The organism is Streptomyces sp. NEAU-sy36 (assembly GCF_013423905.1).
GTDB lineage: Bacteria > Actinomycetota > Actinomycetes > Streptomycetales > Streptomycetaceae > Streptomyces > Streptomyces misionensis.
Map to the genome: position 1 here is coordinate 3969400 of NZ_CP058977.1, position 20099 is coordinate 3989498.

Consider the following 20099-nt stretch of genomic DNA (forward strand, 5'->3'; position numbering starts at 1 on the left):
TCGCCACGCTGGCCCTGCCGGGCCAGGCCCTGGCCGGGGTCCCAGGGCCCAGCCCTGCGCCTGTGGCCGCCGCCGACACGCCGCCGACCGACACCACGGGATCACCGGCCGGAGGCGAGGCCCCCAGCGCGCCGGAGGGACAGGGGCCGGTGACACTCACCAAGCAGGTGGCGGATCTGCCCTGGGCGGTCGCCAACCCCTTCGACTACACCAACGATCGCGCCAACTTCCGTGTCTACGCACGCTCGTCCGGCACCGGTGCGGCCGTCACGTCGCTCACCGCACGCTTCTACCCGCTGCACGCGCCCGCGGACGCGCCGCCCGTGCTCACGGTGACGGACTTCGAGTACCTGGCCGCGGGTATGTGGCGGGCGACGGACCCGGTCGTGCTGCCCGCCTTCGGCGCCTACCGCGTCGCGCTGGACGTCCACGACGACCACGGCTACGACGTCACGCTGCCAGCCGCCGGAACGGTGGAGTACCAGCAGATCGTCCACGTCAGCCAGTACACGCAGAGTGTCCCGCCCGACTTCGACTTCGACCACCGCACCGTCACCGTCCACGGAGCCCTCACCCTCACCGACCCCGGCACCGGCCAGGTCAGCCCCTTTCCGGGTGCCACCGTGACCATCGGCGGGAACATCGACTTCCCTTGGCCGAAGGTGACGACGGGAGCCGACGGCACCTTCACGACCTCGTTCGACGCCAAGGGCGCAATCAAGACCTCCGTGGCGTACGAGCCCGGCCGCGAGGACAGCTGGACCCACACCCACGCGTACTCCTACTTTCCCCAGTCCGACCTTCCCGCCTCCGAACCCACCCGGATCCAGGTCACCTCGCCGCCGGAGATCAACCTCCCGGCCGGCGGCACGACCACCGTGACCGGCGTCGTGGAGCGCAAGGTCGGCGACACCTGGCTGCCCGCTCCCGGCACCTTTGTCGACCTGTCAGGCCCACAGGCCGGATCCGACTGGTTCTCCACCGGCTTGAGTGACGCTGAGGGAGCGTTCAGCATTCCGATCTCCCAGGCCGGGGCCTACCAAGTCCGCACGGAGGCCACGGACTTCCTCCAGCAGAGCCCGGCCGAAGGCACCCGCGTCCACATCCCCCAGCCAGGAGCCCATTTCACCAGCCTCAGCATCTCCCAGGACGCCACGGGGCAGGGCCACATCGCCGGCCATCTCACCCTCGGACCGGCCGACCCACCGGCCGGTACCACGCTCCAGGTGCAGTACTCCGCCGACGGCAGAACCTGGCGCAACACGGCCACCACCACGGTCGGACGCCACGGCCTGGGCAAGGACGAATTCCGCTGCGACGTCCGCCATGGCAGCGACGCCAACGGCTACTGGCGCGTCTCCTTCCCCGGCAGCCGCGACTGGCTGCCCGTGACCGGCAAGGCCGTGCACCTTTGGCGCACCCCCACCCGGATCACCGGCGGCAGGCCGAGCACCACCCACGCGAGCCGTAACCAGAAGCTGGCCTTCTCCGGGACCCTCCAGCAGTCCTCCGCAGGAACATGGCACGCCTACGGCCACGCCACCGTGCGCCTGTGGTTCCAGCCGACCGGCAGCACGTCCTGGTACCTCATGTCCACCGCCACCACCGATGCCCGCGGCCAGTACAACCTCACTGCACGGGACACCAGCACCGGCACCTGGTACGTCGCCTACCGGTCTCCCGACACCCACCACCTGGACTCGGCGAGCGTCCACACCCGGGTCGCCGTCAAGTAGCCCGTACCCCACCGCACTTGGCACTGCCCGGCCGGAGCCCCCAGCCGCACACTGAAGGGCCGCACCAGCTGGGGTGCGGCCCCGCGATCGGCCTTGTCCCATTATCTGGCAGAGCCCTCTTTCTCGTGCCATGGGAACTCCCCGGCGCCGGGTTCTAGTGGGCCGACTCGAGCTTGGTTTTGGCGCTCGGTGACGGCTCGGAGCCGGCGGAGGAGATGAGCCTGCTCGCCGAGACCACCACGCTCTATCTCGCCACCATAGGGCAGGGCGACTTCTCCGACGCATGGCCCGAAGACCAACCGCCCCTCAAGGCGCCAGCCGCTGCCGGCAGCGGTGTCTGGGTCCGTATGCGCCTCTACTGTCACGCCGACGACCCCGAGCCGGGCATCGGCGACCACGGGGAAAGGCACCTGATCCAGCTCTGGCCCGCTCCCCGGACACCTCCCGTGCACCCGGACATCAGCGAAGCGGACCGGCAGGCACGAGCCGAGTACGCCGCCGACATGGCCAAGCCCCCCAAGGACTACACCGCCCAATACCCCTACAGCTACGGCGACGAGACCGGCTGACGGCCGCAACGCGATCACCGGACCACGCACGTGAAATCAGAGCGAGGGGGCTCATTGTGCAGCCCGAGAGCACCAGCACCAACAGCTCGCCATGGCTTCACGGGGCAGTTCGATACCGCAGCAGTCCCTTCCGGCAAGACCAGCGCTGGACTGTCTCATGAGATCGTGTGGAAGTTCCGGACCGGGACGGCCTGGCGGGATGTGCCCGAGCGCTATGGTCCGTGGGCCACGCTGCGTACGCGATTTCGCAGGTGGGCGGCGGACGGGACGTTCGACCGGATGCTGCGGGCCGCGCAGGCGAGGGCGGACGCGGCGGGAGACGTCGAGTGGCTGGTGTCCGTCGATTCCACGATCGTCCGGGCCCATCAGCATGCGGCGGGGGCCCGAAAGGGGGCTTCGCGACCCGGCCCTCGGCCGGTCCAGAGGCGGTCTGACCAGCAAGATCCACCTGGCCTGTGACGGTAGGGGCCGTCCGCTCGGCTTCGTCGTCACGGGCGGCAGCACCAACGACTGCACCCAGTTCACTGCCGTGATGGAAGCGATCCGGGTGCCCCGGCTCGGGCCGGGACGACCCCGGATGTTGCGGACCTGGTCGGCCCGTTCGGGGATCGTGTGCGGGATGCCGTGGCGGCGGAGCCACGTGCGGATGGCTCTTGAGCTGTAGCCCTTGTCACCCAGGACGTAATCGGGCCGGACCTCGTGGTCGAAGGCCGGCGGGCGGCCTCCGTGGCTGCCTCGCCGGGCCCGGGCTTCAACCGCCTGAAGCAGTGGCAAGGCATCGCCACCCGCTACGACAAGACCGCCCAGGCCTACCAAGCAGCCGTCACCGTCGCATCACTCCTGACGTGGGCGTGACATTTGACGACAGACCCTGGCGGTCTAGGAGGGGAACCACACTGCGGTCCCGGCCGGCACGGTGCGGGTCTGGCCGCTGCGCAGGTAGTAGTCGGCGCCGATGGGTGCACTGCACTGGCTGTTGGTCAGGTAGGCCTGCTGGTTCGTCTTGTTGTAGAACGTGACGTCGCCACCGGCGGGATCGCTGGGGAAGCAGGTGCGGTAGCCCGGGTTGGTGTAGGGCACCATCTGACCGTTCTGCGTCATGTACAGGGTTCCTACGGCCGCGTTTGCCGACGTGGTCAGGCCTACGGTCAGCAGGCCGGCGGCGGCCAACGTGCCGAGCGAGGCAAGCATCTTGCGCATAAGGTTTTCTCCTAATTCCTGGCGTTCTGAGGACGCCCGCCTGAACCGTAGATGGGGTTTCGCCGCTTTGTGTGGAAACTACCGATTATGGGAGGCGGCGCATTGGCGCACCATCGGGTGCGCAGCAGGCGCTCAGTCGGAGTGGGAAGACTCCAGTCGTCGGAGCCCGCCCCTGGCTCCGGACCGGGGCGCACCGTATCTCCGCTGGGCTGTGCTCGCCAGCGAGGTCGGATTCGGCCCGCGCTGCCGCGGCTCAGTCATCGCTACGGTTTCTGGCCGAGGTCGCCTGCCGCGCTGTGGAACGGCTGCCGCTGACACCCGTGTGCGTTGACCTCCTGGCCACCTCACGACCGGCCTCATCCCCCTGCCACCGAGCCCCGGCCGCATGACGTGATGCCTGCCGCCCGGCGGGAGGACCCGCTGGTGGGCCTCCCGCCAGAACGACAGCCCCGCGTTTTGGTGGCTTCGGCCGCGACCGCCGCGAGCTGCTGCTGGACGGGAGGACGTCGCCGGGGGATCGGTGGCGGCCTCAGTGGTGACGGTGGGTCAGCCGAGGCGGAAGAGGCCGGCGGTGGCGGTGGCAGGTTCCAGAGCGGGGCTGCCGGTGTAGGTGGCGGTGTAGCCGAGGTTGAGCAGGACGGCGGTGACGGGGCACGGGCCGGTGCAGGTGGCGGTGCCGGTGGTGTCGGTGGTGGCGGTGCACACGGTGGTGGTGGCGACGGTGAACTTCACGCTCGCGCCGGGGACGGGCTTGCCGGTGGTGGTGTCGGTGAGGGTGGCCGACAGTTTGAGGTTGATGTTGAGCTGCCCGGGGGTGATCGAGAGCAGCAGCGGCTGTGCGGTGAGCTTCGTGGTGTCGCGGGTGTAGGCGTAGCGGTCGGCGGAGCCGGTGGCGCTGGTGCCGGACGGGGTGGTGACGGTGATGTCAACGGTGCCGGCCGCGGTGGCGTCGGGGGCGGTGGCGGTGATCGAGGTGTCGCTGTCGACGGTGAACGAGGTGGCGGGGGTGGTGCCGAAGGCGACGGCGGTGGTGCCGGTGAAGTCGGTGCCGGTGATGGTCACGGTGGTGCCGCCGGCGGCGGGGCCCCGGGTGGGGGAGAGACCGGTGACGGTCGGCGCGGGCTTCTGGTAGGTGTAGGTTCCGGCGGGCACGGTCCGGTTGCCGGCGGTCAGGGTGACGTCGACGGCACCGGCCGTGTGCGCGGGTGTGGTCGCGGTGACGGTGGAGTCGTCGACGACGGTGACGTTGGTGGCCGGGGTGCCGTCGAAGCCGACCGCGGTGGTCCCGGTCAGGTGGCTGCCGGTGAGGGTGACGGTGGTGCCGCCGGCGGTCGTGCCGTGGTCGGGCGTGAGGCCGGTGACGGTGGCCGTGGCGGGCGCGAAGACCATGTCGGCCGGGTAGCTTCCGGTGGCGGTGCTGCGGACGATCGTATTGGTCGCGGTGTCGATCACGACCATCTTGCCCATGCCGGTGGAGACGTACAGGCGGGTGCCGTCCGGGTCGGCCAGGACCGCGCCCGGGCTGCCCGGGACGGCGATGGTGCCGGTCACGGTCAAAGTCGTGAGGTCGACCAGGGCCACGAGGTTGGAGCTGCCGGAGGTGACGTAGGCGTGGCTGCCGTCCGGGCTGAGCGCGATCGAACCGGCACTCTGGCCGATCTTGATGACGTCGGTCAGCGAGTTGGTGGTGGTGTCGACCACGGAGAGCGTGCCGGTGTTGAGGTTCGTCGCGTAGACCCGCGTTCCGTCGGGACTGGTCCGCAGGCCGCCGATGGCCCGGTTGTCGGCGGTGGGGATGGTGGCGGTGACCGTGTCGGTGGCGGTGTCGATCACCGTGACGCTGCCGGCCACGCCCGCGTACAGGCGCTTGCCGTCGGCGCTCGGCGTGAGCTTCGTCGCCCCGTAGGGCAGTGGGATGGTCCCGGTGACCGTCAGGGTGGAGGTGTCGAACACGTCGATCTCGTTCTGGCTGCCCACTCGGTCGCCGATGTAGGCGTGGGTGCCGTCGGGCGAGAACGCGATGGCGGTCGGGACGCTGTTGGCGCTCAGAGTCGCGGCGACCGTCAGGCTGGCGGTGTCGACCACCGACACCGACCTGCTGAACTCGTTGGCGACCCACACCTGCGATCCGTCCGGCGAGATAGCCAGGGAGCGGGGCATGTTCCCGACCGCGACGGTGCCGGCCGCACGGTCGGCCACCAGGTCGTAGGCCACCAGCGTGTTGTCGACGTTGTCGCTGAAGTAGACCAGCCGTGCAGGAGTGTCCGCGTGCGCCGCCCCGGCGGGCAGCGCCGCGCCGGCGGTGCCGAGCAGCATGGCGGTCAGCACTGCGGCCGCACCGCGGCGCAGACGTGGCAGGCGCCTGTCCGGTGCGGGGCGTTCCTCGATGGTCAGTGACATGGGTTCCGCCTCTCGGAGGGAACTGGCCGGTTGCTGTCACTCCGGCCTCAAGTTGTCGTGCTCAAGCTGTTCGACGTCGCACCAGGTGGCCTTTCCTGTTCGGTCAAGGCCGGGACCGGATCGGTGGAGGCCGGCTCCGGCCGTGCGCGGTCGGCGCCGCCGTCCGGCAGGAGGGGCTCCTGCCGGACGGCGGCGGGTCCGGGGGCGGGGGTCAGACGAGGGTGAGGTCGTACGGCCCGGCCATGACGGCGTAGCCGTCGTCGGCCAGCAGCCACAGCTGGTAGCGGCCGGCGGGGAGGGCCTCGGAGTTTGGGATGCCGACGCTGCCGCTGGCGTTCGGGGTGTACTGCCAGCCTGCGGAGCCGGAGTTGACGGCGGCGCCCGCGCTGAAGACGCCGACCCAGTTCTTCGGGTTCACCTGGTTGGAGGGGATGTTGTAGCCGACGGTGATGCGGGTGCCGCGGGGGCTGGTGGCGCCGGGCGGGGTGAGCGTGGCGCTGGAGGTCGGGACGCTCGGGCTGGTCGGGGACTTGGGCACGGTGATGGTGAGCGGGCCCGGTGTGTAGGCGAGTTGGTGGTAGGTGGCGAGGCGTTCGGTGATGGTCGCGGTGTGCGGGACGAGGGTGGGGAAGTCGGCGGCGAGGGCGGCTGCGGTGGCGGCGGTCAGGTCGGTGAGGCGGCTGGTGGAGCCGGTGAGGTAGGGGGCGAGTTTCTGGAAGAGCTGGTGGTCGCTGGTGAGGCCGAGCGCGCCGAGTGCCTTGGCGTAGCCGGTGGCGCCGCCGGAGGAGGTGTCCAGGACGCGGCTGACGTAGGTGACGCGGTGCAGGACGCGCCAGCACGGGGGCTTGCGGTCGCTCTGCTGGGCACGGGCGAGTTCGCGGGCGTACGGGCTGGTGCCGGTCTCCAGCCATTGGGGGTCGACGACCTTGCCGTAGAAGTCCTCGAAGTTGTCGCTGGAGGTGTCGAGGTAGAAGGTCATGAACCGGTAGGCGTCGACGCGGCCGGGCACGAGGACGGGTTTGTTCTTGGCGTCGAAGACGGGGTTGCCGGCGTCCTGCTGCTGCAGGTTGCTGCCGGGTTTGGCGGAGACTTCGAGGCTGAAGGTGCGCTGGGAGTCTTTGCTCTTGCGGCGGGTGAGGCTGTAGCCGCCGCCGAGGGTGATCTCGAAGCCGGTTTTGAAGCCGACGCCGCCGAACTCGAAGCCGTAGTCGTTGGTGTAGGTGGAGCTGCCGGAGAGGCTGTACTCGCCCGCCGTGGTCTGCACGACCTGGTCGGTGGTGCTGGTGACTTCGGAGAACAGGCCGCCTGCGGCGGTCCACACGTAGGTGTTGGCGATGTTGCGCTTGGCGGCGGAGCGCTGGGCGGAGCGGGCCGCGGCGGCGTCGCCGGCCGTGCCTGCGGCGGCCAGGCCGGTGGTGCCGGTGCCGCCCATCATGCCTTTGAGGACCTTGTCGGCGGCGGCGGCGATCGGGTCGGGGCCTTTCGGGTCGGAGCTGACGGTCTCGTAGAAGCCCTGGAGTTGCTGCTCCTCGCGCTGGATGCGGCGCTTGAGGGCGTAGGCCTCGCGCGGCCGGTAGTAGCTGAAAGAGCCGCCGCCGCCCGCTTTGGGGAAGTCCGGGTCGGGGAACGGGTTCAGGGCGCCGGTCGTGGGGTCGGCGGCGTAGCCGACCAGGCCGTCCAGGGTGCCCTGCTTGGTGTACTGGGGGTTGATCGGGAACGGGATGATGTTCCAGTCGGTGGGGATGTCGGGGTTGGGGACCATCCGGTAGGCGACCAGGGCGCCGTTGTGCTTGAGGCGCAGCGCGTACTGGTCGGCGGTGTCGGACTGGACGAACGCGAAGCCGGTGTTGGCGGGCACCCAGCGCCGGCCGACGGTTGGATTGATCTGCTTCTTGGCGTCGTCGGGCTCCCAGTACCCGGACAGGCTCACCTCACTGGTGCGGGTGACGGTGGCGCCCTGGGTCATCTGGGTCTCGCTGCTCCAGCCCTTGCTCTCCTTGATGTCCCCGCTGATGCCGAGGTTCATGGACCGCGCGGCGGCACGTTTGGCGGTGCCGGCGCCGAGCGGGGCGGCGACGATGTAAGTGTCGTCGCCCCAGGAGGCGTTGATGAAGTATTTCGCTGAGGCGTCGAAGCTGTTCTTGCTCTCCCCGGAGAGGGTGTTGGTGACGGTGTTGGCCTGGACGAACTTGACCGAGGAGGTGTCCTTGAAGTCGTCGCCGGCGCCCTTGACCAGGTTCTCGGAGGGGACGGGCGGCGCGCCTTCGAGGTAGCCGACCAGTTGCGGGGCGAACTGGGCCTGTCCGACCCAGGTGGTGGTGAGGTCGCCGACCTTGTAGCCGGTGGTGAGGTTCCAGGCCCCGTCCCGGATCGCGGAGTAGGCGCGCTTCATCACGCCGAAGCGCAGCCCCTCGCTGTCGGTCTGCAGGTCGGCGTACTCCTCGGCGGGCGGGGTCGCGGTGACGTGGCACTGGAAGACGGTGCGGGTGCCGGTCAGCGCGGAGCGGACCTCGGCGCTGTCGTCGCCGATCGGGGCGTGCGAGATCGCTATGCCGGGGGCCGGGGAGGAGGGGGTGAGGTGGCAGGCGGACGGTCCGGCGTCCATGACGGTCGCACCAGGCGCCGCGGAGTCCGGGTCGATCGGATAGTAGGCGAGCAGGTCCTCGGGGCGGCCGCGCAGGCGGGTGAACATGTTGTCCAGGATCTGTTCCTGGGTGCGGCAGGTCCGCCAGATCCGCAGCTCGTCCAGACCGCCGTCCAGCGCGTCGTCCCAGTTCCCGCCGGAGCGCTGCATCGCGCCGACGGCGACCTGCGGAGCGCCGAAGTCCTTGATCGAACTGCTGGTATCGGGCTCGCCGGTGGAAGGCACGCCGTTGTGGTACAGGGTGATGCGGTTGCCCTGGGGATCGGGGGTGCGGACCCGGGCGGCGCCGCGGAGCTGCGCCGGGAAAGTGCCGCAGGCGTCCGCGGTGACGGCGCCGGTCCGCTCGGGAAAACGCCACCAGGCGACGAGCCCCTTGGCATCCGAGGCGATCGACGCGCCGATCTGTGCCTCCGTGCGGACGATGTTCCAGATTCGCACCTGCGCCAGGGTGCCGCGCAGGCCGAACGAGGTGGCCCCGATGCGGTAACGGCCGATCTCGCAGTTGGCGTCGTTGCCGACCGGCTTGGCCGCCTTGAAGGCGGGTGACTCGGTGACCGCACCGTTCATGTAGAAGCGGAGCTTGACGAAGCCGTCCTTGTCCTCGCCCGAGCGGGTCACGGCGACCTTGCTGAACACCCCGGTCGGCACGACGAGCCCGGACTTGAACGTCGACAGGGACCCGGCACGGCCGTCACCGGACTCGAAGCTGAACGCCAGCTGGCCGTCGGCGGTGAGGTGGAACGCGTAGGGCACCGCGTCATCGACGCCGGCGGACAGTGCGCCCTTGCTGACCAGGCCCTGCGGCATGCCGTACCTGTCGACCGCGACGAACGCCTCGATGGTCAGTTCGTCGGTCAGGTCCAGGCCCTCGGGGCCGCCGGCGTCCAGGTGACCGGTGCCGTCCAGAGCGACGGCCCAGTCCTGACGGAACGTCGCGGCGACGTGGCTCCAGTCGGCCATCGGGTAGGCGGCCTTGCTTGTCATGATCTGGCCGCCCACGGCAGCGGTCACCCGGAAACTGTAGGGCGCAGACGGCCCGATGGCGTACTGCTGGCCGGTGGTGCCGTCGTTGCCGTTGCCGGTCCGGTCGGCGAGGAGGTTGTCGGTGAAGGTCCAATAGCCGAGCAGGTCCCTTTCGGTACCGGTCATACGACGCCTGGCCGACGTCAGGATCTCACCCGCCGTACGCGCCCGGCCCCAAACCCGGTACTCATCCGTCCACCCCCGCAGACCGCCGAGGTTCAAGTCGCCGGTGGCGCCCTCGTAGGCGGTCGGGGCGATGTCCTGGGCGACCTGCACGCCGTCGCGGTAGAGGGTGCGGCGCCGGGTGGCGGCCTCGTACACCGCGCTCCAGCAGTGCCAGCCCAAGTCGTCCTGCCCGCCGGACAAGCGCTCCGGCTGTCTGCCTCCGGCAAACCGTATAAAGGACGCGCTCCCGCCCGGGCTGACCTGGAACATCAGGGCGTTGGCCCCGGAGCTGTCGAAGAGGAACGCCGCGCCGCCGCCACCACTGTCGGCAGGGTCACAGCGCGCCCAGAACTCAAGGGTGAAGTCGCGCCCGGTCAAAGACAGCCGGTTGCCGCAGTTGATCAAGCCGCCGCCGGGGAAGCGCAACGCACTGGTGTCGCGCGCCGCGGTGAGCGCCAGTGCGTAGGGGACCGCGCCGGCGTTGGCGTGCCAGATCCGGCTCTGGATATTGACGGTGGCGGGGTTGGTCCAGGCCTCCACCGTGAAGTCGCCGTCCGGGGAGACCTTCGGCCACTGGGCCTGCGGGAGCGTCAGACGCTGCCCGTTCTGCCCGAAGGTCAGCGCCCGTCCGGGGGCGTCGCCGCGCCAGCGCGGCAACAAAGGCTGAGCGTCATCAGCGGCGGTGCCGTCGGTGACCTGCTGGTCGGCGGCCAGGCCGGCAGCGGAGGCGCCGACGATCCGGGAGCCGGCGGCGAGCGAAATGCCGGGCGTGGTGCAGGTGGCTTTGGCGTAGTCGTACAGGGCGGTACGCAGGTCCTGGCCCTTTGTGTCGGCGAGACCGCCAACGGTCAGGATGATCTTGCTGCTGCCGGTGGCGACAATGTTCGCCACGGTACGCAGCCGGCCGCCGACCGCGACGGCGGCGCCGGCGGGCAGGCCCTGGGTGAGCGGTTCGGCGAGTTCCAGCACGGTGTCCTGGGCGGCGCTGATCCGGCCGAGCAGCAGGCCCTCGGCCCGCCGCCCGTTCAGCACCCGGGCGAAGTCGGCCGCCGCGCGCGGCACATCGGGGAAACGCTCGACCGTCGTCCCCGCGGTGACAGTCACCGTGCAGGTGGCGGCCGTAGTGCCGGCGGTGACGGTGGCCGCGAAGTCGGCGAGGCGAGCGGCCGGGTCGCGGGCGACCAGTGACACAGCGCCGGTGCCGACCGCGAGGCGACGGGTGGCCCGGGACACGGTGGTCGGGTAGTAGACCGAGAAGAACTGCCCGTCGGTGCCCGCGTAGTAGAGCACCACGTCGCCGTTGGCGCTGTCCAGCAGCGACGGTGCGCGGTCGGTCCAGGCGAGGGTCAGCAGCGCCCCGTAGGCGCTCAACCCGGCCCGGTCGACGGCGACCCTCGGCACCGGCAGCACCGCCTCCACCCCGCCCCGCAGTCCGCCGGAAAGAGCAGCCAACTCGGCCTCGGCGACGGCGACCTGGGCCAGATCCTGACCAAGCCTGGCCTGAGCGCCGGCCAGCTCCGGCAGCCCGCTGGTCAGCCGGGCACGCTCCGCCCGGCGAAAGCCCATGTTCCGGATGTTCTCGATGTAGGTGATGGTCGGCTGCAGGCGGGCGGCCAGCGTCCGGTCGGCACCCAACTGAGTGCGGGCGGCGGTGACCTTTGCCTCGGCGGCGGCCAGCAGGTCGAGGTCCTTGGTCGGCTCCGGCACACCGACCGGATCCAGCGTCAGCTCGCGCGGGACAGCGGCCAGCCGCCCGCCCCGGTCGAGCGCGAAGTCGAGCGTGCACAGGTACGTGCGGCCCGCGACGCCGCCCTGCGGCGGCGGCCCGGAGGTGGCGCACGCCAGCAGCACCCGGGCCTGACGCTTCTCGGCTGCGACCGTGCCGTAGCCGGAGGGCTGCCGCTCCTGCTGGAAGTAGAGGGTGGCGGTCAGCGCGCCCACCACCTCCCGGCCCTTGATGGTGAACATGTCGCGGGACAGGCCCGGCCCATCGCCGACCGGGGCGTCCGAACTCACCCAGCGGGTGCCGTTGAGGGCGGCGTCGCGGCGCCGGTCGGCCAGGTTCGCGGCGACGGTGCCCGCGCCCTCGTCCAGGCGCAGGTAGCTGACGAGGTCGGGTTCGGTGCCCAGCAGGCGGCGGCCGCGGTCGGTGAAGTCGGCGGCGGTGCGGGCCCGGTTCCAGATCCGCACCTCGTCGATGTCACCGTCGAGACTGGTGGACGGATCCCAGGTGCCGAGCCGACCCAGGAGTTGCGCGGAGGCGGGGACCGGGGCGGTGGACACGGCGGTACGAGCGGTCTCGACGCCGTCGACGAACAGCGCCGCCTCCTTGCTGTCCACGACCAACGCCAGATGCGCGAACACGCCCGGAGTCAGGGCAAGTCGGCTGGTCAGCTGCCAGCCCTGCGAGCCGCCCGCTGCGTAGGGCTGGTACTGGCCGTTGATACCGAGGCGAAAGCCGGTCGGCGCGCTGTCGTCCTGCGAGGCCAGCACGGTGCCGCCCGGCGCGGTAGGCCGTACCCACGCCTCGAAGGTGGCCTCGCCGGAGGGCGCGGGCATCCCGTCGACGCCGATCCGCACCTCGGAAGGGGTGCCCGCGTAGAACCGCTGCGCGGTGCCGGCTCGGTCGGTGGTCGCGGGGACCGGCACCAACGGGCGCCCGGTGTTGGGGTCGGTGCCCGGCTCGCGCTCCAGCACCGACCTGCGGAACTTCGGATCGGGGCTGGTCCACAGCTGTGTGCCGACGACATCGAACAGGCCATCGTCCGCGCGCTCGCAGTTGAAAGACTCGATCCGCTTCTCGGCTGCGTTGTTGGCGAACACCTGCCAGCGTGAGACGCCCTCGACCTCGGTCGGCAGCAGCAGCACCGTGAAGCCGCCATCGCTCAGCCGTGGCACGAACGACAGCTTGATGGTCGGCTCGTAGAACTGCTTGCCGTCCATATCGCGGGTGCCGAGCGTGTCACTGCCGCCCGCCGCCGGCGTGTACTTGCTGCGCGAGCGCTGGTAGCGGGCCTCTACCACCGGCTTCAGCTTTGAGCCGACCAGCGCGTACCGGTCGCACAGCATCGCCGAGTCCGCGGCCGTCACCCGCGCCCCGCCGACGGTCACGTAGTCGCTGCGGGCGACGTCACCCGACAGCGTGTTCCCCGTCGTCCGGTACACCGCGTCACCGTGCCCGGCGGCGATCGACTGCCGGAACACCAGGATGTACCGACCGTCGGAAACCACCTGGATCGGCTGCAGCGCGGTCAGCCGCGCCGTCGTCGACAGGAACGGATCCGTCTCCGCACCGAATAACTCCTGCGGCCGCACCTCCGCCGTCCCGCCCGCCTTCACCACCGGCATCGCGTACGCCACCGGCACGTCCGCGTACGGGTCGACGAACTCGGAGGGAAACGGCAGCAGCGCCGGCTCCGCGTTCCAATAAGCCGCGTCCAGATCGCCCTTCTTCACCGACGCCTGCTCCAGGTCGAGCACGCTGTAGTAGATCCGGCGCCTGTCGTCCATGGCGAACGCCACGGTCGTCCCGTTGTGCCGCACCATCGTCGTCGACACGTACGTCCGGTCCCGGTACGTACGCACCAGTGCTCTGTCGCGCAACTTCCCCACCCCTGCCTGCTGCGGCCCGGCACAACGCCGCGACCGGTCTCCGTCGGATAGACGTGCACGCCCCCGAACAGGGCGCTCAGGCCCGCGCGGTCCGATTCCTCAGGACTCCGCGGCAGCGCTATACAGCAGGCCCGGCCAGCGCCCCCCACTGAGGCCGACTCTGGGCGCTGCCCCGGTCGCGGGCAGCACGGTCACGACAACCGACCGCTGCGCGCATCCTATGCAGCAACCGCCCGTCCGGAGGCCGTTTCGCGCCGCAGCCAAGGCCCCGCACCAGGCCGATCTCACCTCTCGGCTGTGAGCAGCACGGACTCTCCGGCCTGAACCGCCAAGACGTAGTCGAAGCCGAGTTCGACCAGGTGCGGGGGCAGCGAGCGAACGATGGGTGACATAGGCAGCTCCTGTCGTACGGGCGCCGTGCCGATCACGGCGACGTCCCAGCAGGGTCGGCCCGCCAGCCTCTGGACAGAGGACAGAGAACTTTCCAACCTGGGCTGGAACGGGCTAATCGGGGCTGCAAGGGTCAAAGCCGGCCCCTTGTCCAAGGGCGGTCGGCCCGATCACGCGCCCGACCATGACCCCTTGTCCAGGTCTGCTACCGCCCTGACCACCGCCGCGTTTCTCCTAACCGCGCCCGCTACCGGCGCCCCCGGTCAGACCGCGGACAAGGGGGGGGCGGCTGCACGCTGCTCCATCGAGTCCCCGCCCACCAGGGCGGCCCGAAGTACGGAAGCACTGTGTCGACCACGCACCAATCTCCGGCAGGCGCCCGGCGCGCCCGCCCCGACCACGGGCCCGACCAGCACCGGGCAAGCCGCCCAGGCCTCCTGCGGTGCGCACTCGGGACGCCGCTGTGGAACCCGCTTTGGCGCCCGCCACCGAGCAGGACGGAGAAAGCCCAGGCCGCCACGCAGATACGGCCGCGCGCCGCGTCGTCACAACCCTTCTCTCTCCTCCTGAACTTCTCTGTGATGTCCGTGGAGAAGGAGAACATCGGGTCCGAAGGCCGGATTCCCTTGGCGGCCGGGCGCGGTCGGCGCGACGACCCCGGCGGCGCCGTTGCCGGCCGCTCGCCTATGTAGAACCGGCGAGCCGGCGCAGCGCGAGCAGTGCCGAATAGGTCGCATGATGGTCGGGGCTCGGTCGGTGTGGACGGTGGTGGGTCTCACACAACTTCCTCGCGCGGGCAGTCGTGGCCGCGGGCGTGTCTGTGTGACGGTGGGAAGACAACGAGACCGACCGGCATCTCCTGGTGTCGGTCTTTGGGGAGTTCGGGCGTTGCCCCCGCACCGGGCACTCGATTCCCCGCCATCGCCGTACACCCCTTTCCTCGGGGTGGTCGCCTTTGGGCTCACCATCCCCTGAAAGGGGGGCACAGCCCGCATGAACATCACCACCACGATCGACGGCACCGTCGCACGTATCTCCCTCTGCGGAGAGATCGACTTCGCCACTCTGCCCCCGCTGCGCGCCGCCGTCGACGCGCTGCCGCCGAAGGTGACCGACCTGCAGTGGGACCTGGCCCACACGCCCTTCATGGACGTCGCCGGCCTACACCTGCTCTTCACCCCCACCAGCGGCGGCCCGCAGCGCCGCGCGACCGTCACCGGACTGCGCGCACAGCCACTGTCGCTGCTGCTCGCCGCGGCCGACGTGAATCCCGCCGTCTTCGACTTCTGCCGTCTCCTGCCCGACGTAGCCCCGTCCGGCCTCCGTCCCGCAGCCCCGTAAGCGCTCCCTGGGACAGGCAGCGGATCCAACCGGCCTCTTCCCGGCCTTCTTCGACCTGCGGATCTGCGCGGCACACGGGCCCGGCCGGCGCCTCGGCGTCCTTCAGAAGCAGGTCGACGGCGCGCCCGCCGACGACGTCCCGGGGGTGCTCCTCGGCGGTCAGGACCCGCCATACGCACAGTTCGGTGATCCCGACGTCCAGCCTGCGATACGTCCGCTGGGCGGGAAAACGGGACGGGACACAAGTGCCAGCCACGCGCAGTCGTGCAGCCAGGCCACGAGCGCCCCACGCCCGAACCATCTGGAGTTCAGGCTCTGGGCCGTTGCCCTGTCCGATAGCCTCTGCGCGCCGAGATCATCGGGCCCGGCGCCAGGTCGGGCCGCTGCGAAAAGGGCCGGTGTGGCGTCTCGGCTCACGCCGCCTCACGGAGTGGAGACATCGATGGCCCGATGGGTTGTCATGCGAGCTGAAGGCGAGGCGGAAGCCTTCCGGTACACCGTCCACCGCGAACTTGAAGGGGCCGAGGCCGAAGTCCTGGCCAGGATGCTGCACATCGTGGACACCTTCGCGGAGGCTCTCACTGAATCAGGGCGCCGACGACAGAGACGACAGGTCTTCCGCCTCTCCGAACGCAGTTACTTCGTACGCGTCCAGAACCGGACGTCCGTCGAGGAAGCCCACTTCACCCTTGCTGAACTCATAGCCGACACCCACGCCGACGACCTTCCTGACACCGTGGGCGGTTAAGCCGGCTTTCTTCGCCAGCTGAGGGTGCCGCCTTTGCGAACGAGGCGTCTGGCGTCCGCCGTATCCGTGGCCCAGAACAACGTCGTCAGCGCCCAGTCGTGCGCTGCATCCCATTGTGTGTACCGCAGCACCTTCGGCGTTTCTGCACGCCCTCGGAGACCAAGTGGTGGATCGCCCGCCGCAGCGGTTCGGGCATCGGGGTGTCGTCCCGCGGCCGCACGGCAGAGGCACCGCAGCTGTGGTCACCGCAGTCGCGGCGTTCGCTTTTGTACGCACCGCCCTGCCCATTGTCGAACCATCGTTCCCGGTCGAGCGCGAAGCCCGTGACGCCGATCCCGGGCGCAGGGCGGTCCTCCCGCAACTGCGCGCAACCGGTTCGTTTCGGAAGGGATCATGGCGATACATTTCTCGGCACGGACCCGAACTCGGGTGGAGGGAACTGTCCTGCGGTGTGGGTGGACACCGACACGGCCGAGGGACCGCAGCTGGTTCTGCAGGGCAAGTTCGCCGACGCGGTGACCCGGGCCGCGTGCAGTCAGGACAGCCCGCCCGCCCACGATGAAAGCGTTATCCGGATCCCGGTGCGGATGGTGGCGCAGATCAGGGAGGCGTGTGATGCGGCAGAAACCGCCAGTGCCCTGCTCGACTCCGCCCGGACCCACGCTTTCCACCTGGAGTTGCGTGACGTCTACGCCGTGGGGGAGGAGCGGGAGGCCTACGACGCGTTCCTGCGGGATGGGAGCGTGCCCGCGGACGACTCGGCGTTCTGAAGCGGCTGGCTGCCGCTGGTGGACCGGACCGTCGCCCGCGAGGTGAAGGTCCGCCGCGCCCGGATCGTGTCCGAGCCCGTCACCGACTACATCCGCTTCGAGCACGCCATCACCGAGGCCACCATCCGCACCGGCGAACAGGTCCGCTGGCTTGGCCGCCACGTAGTTCACTGGAAAATCACCCCGGAGATCGTAGGCCCTACACGCACACCAGTGCGACGGCGCCCTTGGCCCCGGACGGCGAAGGAGCCCGGGCCGCCCGTGTGCCCGGGCTCCTTCGCCGGTCTCACCGCCGCTGCTCACCAGACCTCAGGTGCGCTGTCACCCACGCGATCGGCCTGCCCTTGCTGTTGCGGCCCCAGTGCGGTTCCTCCATCGAGGTCTCGTGCCCGTCGGGCAGGACGCAGATCGCCCCCAGCGGCCGTGCTGCCCCCGCAGAGCCCGGCGAGTCCGTCCGTGTCGCCCTCCGCCACGGCCTGGTCGCAGCGGTCCTGGAACGGCTGGAGACGGGCGGACAGCTCCATGCCGAGCTCCGTCTCCGTCGCCTCCACCCGGGCCCGTGGCTCCTGCACGCCAAGGTCGGCCAGGACAGCCGAGATGACGTCGTCCGCCTCCGTGAAGGCCCTGGCGCGGGCGTGCCGCCGCACGGCGTCCTGCACGCGCTGCTCCGGGGCCTCCTGGTTGCACGCGCTCATTACGCCGCCCCTTCCGTGGCCGCCCACTCTAGCCCGAGATCGGCGAGCGCTTGGAGCTTGTCCGCGGTCAGCTTGACGCGCCTGCTCCCTGCTGTTACTCAGAAACACCCCGAGCTACCCGCTGGCGGGGCCAGCACACAAGAGCGTGGGCGGTGCCGCACGCTGCCTCTTATGCCCGACCTGCCGCCTGACCCCCGGCCCCGGGCGATACCGGGGCACCTGGAGCGGCAGATCGCCGAGACCGAGACTCTTCCCTCCTGCTCCCCGCGCCCGCGGCCCGTTGCCGTGGCGTGGACGCAAGCCTGGCCTGCTGGCTTCATGTCACAACGGGTCCGCTTCGATCTCATCGGCCGACAGGCCGTGATCCTGCGGTCGCTGACGACCGTGGCAGGAGACGCCTCCCTCACCACCCGGCGGCGGCTCCTCTCTCCTTCACCCCGGTGACACTCGCTGCTAGCCTTGCGCGGCCCCACACCATGATCATCGTAGAGAAGGGCTTCGCGTGAAGAACCATAGGCGGGCGGCCGGGCGTACACCCCTGCGCATACGGGCCACGGTTGCCGCAGTCGCCACGGCGGCCTTCGCGGCCCTCGCCCTCGCCGCTCCCGGCGACGGGACGGCCCCGGCGCAGGCCGGCGCGGCGCGGACGGGAGCCTCCGACGCGAAGGTATCGACCGCCTACACGACGCCGGCGGGCCTCTCGCCGATCGTGCAGAGCGGACCGCGCAACATCATCACGCGCGTCCAGGACACATACGTCAGCAGCACGGACGCGCGCGACCACTCCACCGGCGCGGTGCTGCACATCGGCACTCCCGACAACGGCGCGACCAAGTACCGCAGTTACCTCAAGTTCGACGTCTCCAAGCTGCACGGCGCCAGCATCAAGAGCGCCAAGCTGCGGCTCTACGACTCCTACACCGGCTCCTGCGACGGCTGGTGGATGTACGCAGACCCGGTTTCCGCGTCCTGGGACCAGTCGACCATCACCTGGGCCAACAAGCCCGGTGTCACCGCCGGTTACCAGGCCTCGGCCAATTTCGGCATCGGTCACCCCGACTGCCCGGACGTCCCCAACCGCACCGACCCCGACCAGTCGAACGGCCTGCGGCGCATCGACGTGACGTCGATGGTCAACGCCTGGGCCCAGGGCACGCTGCCCAACTACGGCATGCAGCTCTCCGCGGGCGAACTGGACAGCAAGGCCTACAAGGACTTCTGCTCCATGAACCCCGACTCCGCCGACTACGCGTGCAACATCGGCTACTACACGCCTACTCTCGAGGTGGAGTTCAACGCGGGCGCGACAGCGCTCATGGCCGGGGACAACTACGCGGTGGACTACGGGGGTTACCCCGCTACCAGCCCCGCGCTGGAGTTCTACGACAGCACCAAGCCGTCGGTGTGGTCGGCTTCCGGGCCGTACCAGCGCTGGGTCCCGGACGCCTACCACTCGATCCTGGACTCCTCCCTGGTCAGCGGCACGTCCACCGTGCCCGGCGGCACCTTCGGCGGCGGCACGGAGTTCAAGCTGCGGCCCACGGGGGTGTATAGGTCCAGCGGGGCTCTCAGCAGCCAGCTGATGGTGGTCGGCGACGGCAACAGCGGGTTCATCGGTGTTATCCCGTTCCCCGCGCTGTCCGGCTACCGCTGGGCGATCAACGTCGGCCACAACGTCAACATGCACGGCGTGGAATTGCTACCCAACGGCAGTGTGGCGGTCGCCGAGGTCGGCACCGGCTCGGTCCGGCTGTACACGGCGGCGCAGGGCGCGCCCGGCAACGGCCCGAGCGCCTGGCAGACCCCGTACGACTCCCAGCCGCTCGCGGGCGCCCACCAGGTGCTGTGGGACGACACGATGAGCTCCCTGTGGGCGATCGGCGACTCGGAACTGGTGCGCTACAGCCTCACCGCCGACGGCAAGCTCCACCGCGAGAACAGCTACGCTCTGCCGAAGAACGGCACCAGCCTGGCCTACGGCCACGACATCTCGCCGGTGTACGGAAACCCGGACCGGCTGTGGGTGTCGGCGAACGCCGGCGAAGTGCAGTTCTCCAAGAGCGGCCAGAGCGCCTGCTACACCAGCAGCCGCTGGCCGACCACGGGGGAACTGGGTCCCGACGCCTCGCACTGGTGCACCGACTATCCCTATGAGTCGCAGGTCAACCGGTACTCCATGGTGAAGTCCGCCGGCAACGACCCGGTGACCGGCCAGGTCGCCACCATCTGCCTGCAGCGTGACCCGAACAAGACCGACAACTGCCACGCCTCGGTCGGCAGCGAGAACTGGCGCGACTGGACCACGCCGGTGATCGACTTCGTGGATGCGAACGGCCGCAAGAGCTACTCGTGGAGCGAGGGCTTCGCGGCGTACTACCGCGTGCGCTGGCTGGTTCCCAGCTACACATGACGCGCCACGGCTGACCGCACGGACTGCGCCACCAACAACGCCACGTCGTCGTGGTTGCCCGGGTGTTGCAGGCCGTACGGCAGCAGGTTGCCGCCTCCTCCGCGTCCAGGCGCTCCAGAAGGACACCCCGCCTTCACGGCGACCATCGCCTTGGCCTGACGCTTGTTCCGGCCGCAGCCGACGATCTGCCTGCTGGGCGCTGGGGGATGAGGAGACCCGGCGGGTGATCGAGGCCGCGCACGAGCGCGCGATCGAGCGGGTGCCGGCATGGAGCGAGGCCGAGGTGGCGGTGATCCGGTACGGCAAGGACGGCATCTACCGGGTGCGGCCGCCCGGCGGTCTGGTCGCGGCGCGCTTCCGCCACTACGAGGCGCGCTCGGGCGGCCCTTGCTCCGG

Annotated in this window: 11 protein-coding genes and 2 pseudogenes; 9 read left to right on the plus strand and 4 right to left on the minus strand. The window is 70.3% G+C overall.

The window, feature by feature from the left end; translation table 11 throughout:
- The first annotated feature begins 149 nt into the window (after nt 1-149).
- From HZZ00_RS18270 to HZZ00_RS39205, 4 genes are all read left to right on the plus strand, one after another.
- Nucleotides 150-1736, plus strand: a complete 1587-nt coding sequence (locus HZZ00_RS18270) for a hypothetical protein (protein ID WP_180333191.1) — start codon at nt 150-152, stop codon at nt 1734-1736.
- Between the two features lie 179 nt (nt 1737-1915).
- Nucleotides 1916-2305, plus strand: a complete 390-nt coding sequence (locus HZZ00_RS18275) for a hypothetical protein (RefSeq protein WP_180333192.1) — start codon at nt 1916-1918, stop codon at nt 2303-2305.
- Between the two features lie 201 nt (nt 2306-2506).
- Complete coding sequence (locus HZZ00_RS39200) at nt 2507-2764, plus strand: hypothetical protein (RefSeq protein WP_374028552.1); 258 nt, start codon at nt 2507-2509, stop codon at nt 2762-2764.
- Nucleotides 2676-2969 (plus strand): transposase, encoded by a 294-nt coding sequence (locus tag HZZ00_RS39205; protein ID WP_180333194.1) that lies wholly within the window; start codon nt 2676-2678, stop codon nt 2967-2969. Before HZZ00_RS39200 ends, HZZ00_RS39205 begins: the two co-directional genes overlap by 89 nt.
- Before the next feature lie 215 nt (nt 2970-3184).
- Here HZZ00_RS39205 and HZZ00_RS18290 read toward each other — a convergent pair whose 3' ends face one another.
- From HZZ00_RS18290 to HZZ00_RS39085, 3 genes are all read right to left on the minus strand, one after another.
- Complete coding sequence (locus HZZ00_RS18290) at nt 3185-3505, minus strand: hypothetical protein (RefSeq protein ID WP_180333195.1); 321 nt, start codon at nt 3503-3505, stop codon at nt 3185-3187.
- A 546-nt stretch (nt 3506-4051) separates the two neighbouring features.
- Complete coding sequence (locus tag HZZ00_RS18295) at nt 4052-5905, minus strand: IPT/TIG domain-containing protein (RefSeq protein WP_180333196.1); 1854 nt, start codon at nt 5903-5905, stop codon at nt 4052-4054.
- A 211-nt stretch (nt 5906-6116) separates the two neighbouring features.
- Complete coding sequence (locus HZZ00_RS39085; RefSeq protein WP_180333197.1) at nt 6117-13340, minus strand: LamG domain-containing protein; 7224 nt, start codon at nt 13338-13340, stop codon at nt 6117-6119.
- 1392 nt (nt 13341-14732) lie between these two features.
- Between HZZ00_RS39085 and HZZ00_RS18305 the strand changes: the two genes are divergently transcribed.
- From HZZ00_RS18305 to HZZ00_RS39210, 3 genes and pseudogenes are all read left to right on the plus strand, one after another.
- Nucleotides 14733-15080, plus strand: a complete 348-nt coding sequence (locus HZZ00_RS18305) for an STAS domain-containing protein (RefSeq protein WP_180333198.1) — start codon at nt 14733-14735, stop codon at nt 15078-15080.
- 442 nt (nt 15081-15522) lie between these two features.
- A complete protein-coding gene (locus tag HZZ00_RS18310; RefSeq protein ID WP_180333199.1) occupies nt 15523-15828 on the plus strand; it encodes a hypothetical protein in 306 nt (101 codons plus the stop codon).
- Nucleotides 15829-16415: 587 nt separating this feature from the next.
- Nucleotides 16416-16706, plus strand: a pseudogene (locus tag HZZ00_RS39210) (DUF6879 family protein); the annotation flags it as partial.
- A 191-nt stretch (nt 16707-16897) separates the two neighbouring features.
- On the opposite strand, the gene HZZ00_RS18320 reads toward HZZ00_RS39210, so the two are convergent.
- Nucleotides 16898-17293, minus strand: coding sequence for a hypothetical protein (locus HZZ00_RS18320; protein WP_257585876.1), 396 nt, complete (start codon nt 17291-17293; stop codon nt 16898-16900).
- 502 nt (nt 17294-17795) lie between these two features.
- Between HZZ00_RS18320 and HZZ00_RS18325 the strand changes: the two genes are divergently transcribed.
- Both HZZ00_RS18325 and HZZ00_RS38460 read left to right on the plus strand, forming a co-directional pair.
- Nucleotides 17796-19703: a DNRLRE domain-containing protein gene (locus tag HZZ00_RS18325; protein WP_180333200.1), complete on the plus strand. Its 1908-nt coding sequence runs from the start codon at nt 17796-17798 to the stop codon at nt 19701-19703.
- Nucleotides 19618-20031 (plus strand): annotated as a pseudogene (locus tag HZZ00_RS38460) (hypothetical protein); the annotation flags it as partial. The gene HZZ00_RS18325 and the pseudogene HZZ00_RS38460, both read left to right, overlap by 86 nt.
- Nucleotides 20032-20099: the final 68 nt, after the last annotated feature.

Coding starts and splice junctions, on each gene's coding strand:
- HZZ00_RS39205 (WP_180333194.1), top strand. CDS start 2,676: ATGCGGCGGGGGCCCGAAAGGGGGCTTCGCGACCCGGCCCTCGGCCGG.
- HZZ00_RS18290 (WP_180333195.1), bottom strand. CDS start 3,505: ATGCGCAAGATGCTTGCCTCGCTCGGCACGTTGGCCGCCGCCGGCCTG.
- HZZ00_RS18295 (WP_180333196.1), bottom strand. CDS start 5,905: ATGTCACTGACCATCGAGGAACGCCCCGCACCGGACAGGCGCCTGCCA.
- HZZ00_RS18305 (WP_180333198.1), top strand. CDS start 14,733: ATGAACATCACCACCACGATCGACGGCACCGTCGCACGTATCTCCCTC.
- HZZ00_RS18310 (WP_180333199.1), top strand. CDS start 15,523: ATGGCCCGATGGGTTGTCATGCGAGCTGAAGGCGAGGCGGAAGCCTTC.
- HZZ00_RS18320 (WP_257585876.1), bottom strand. CDS start 17,293: ATGAGCGCGTGCAACCAGGAGGCCCCGGAGCAGCGCGTGCAGGACGCC.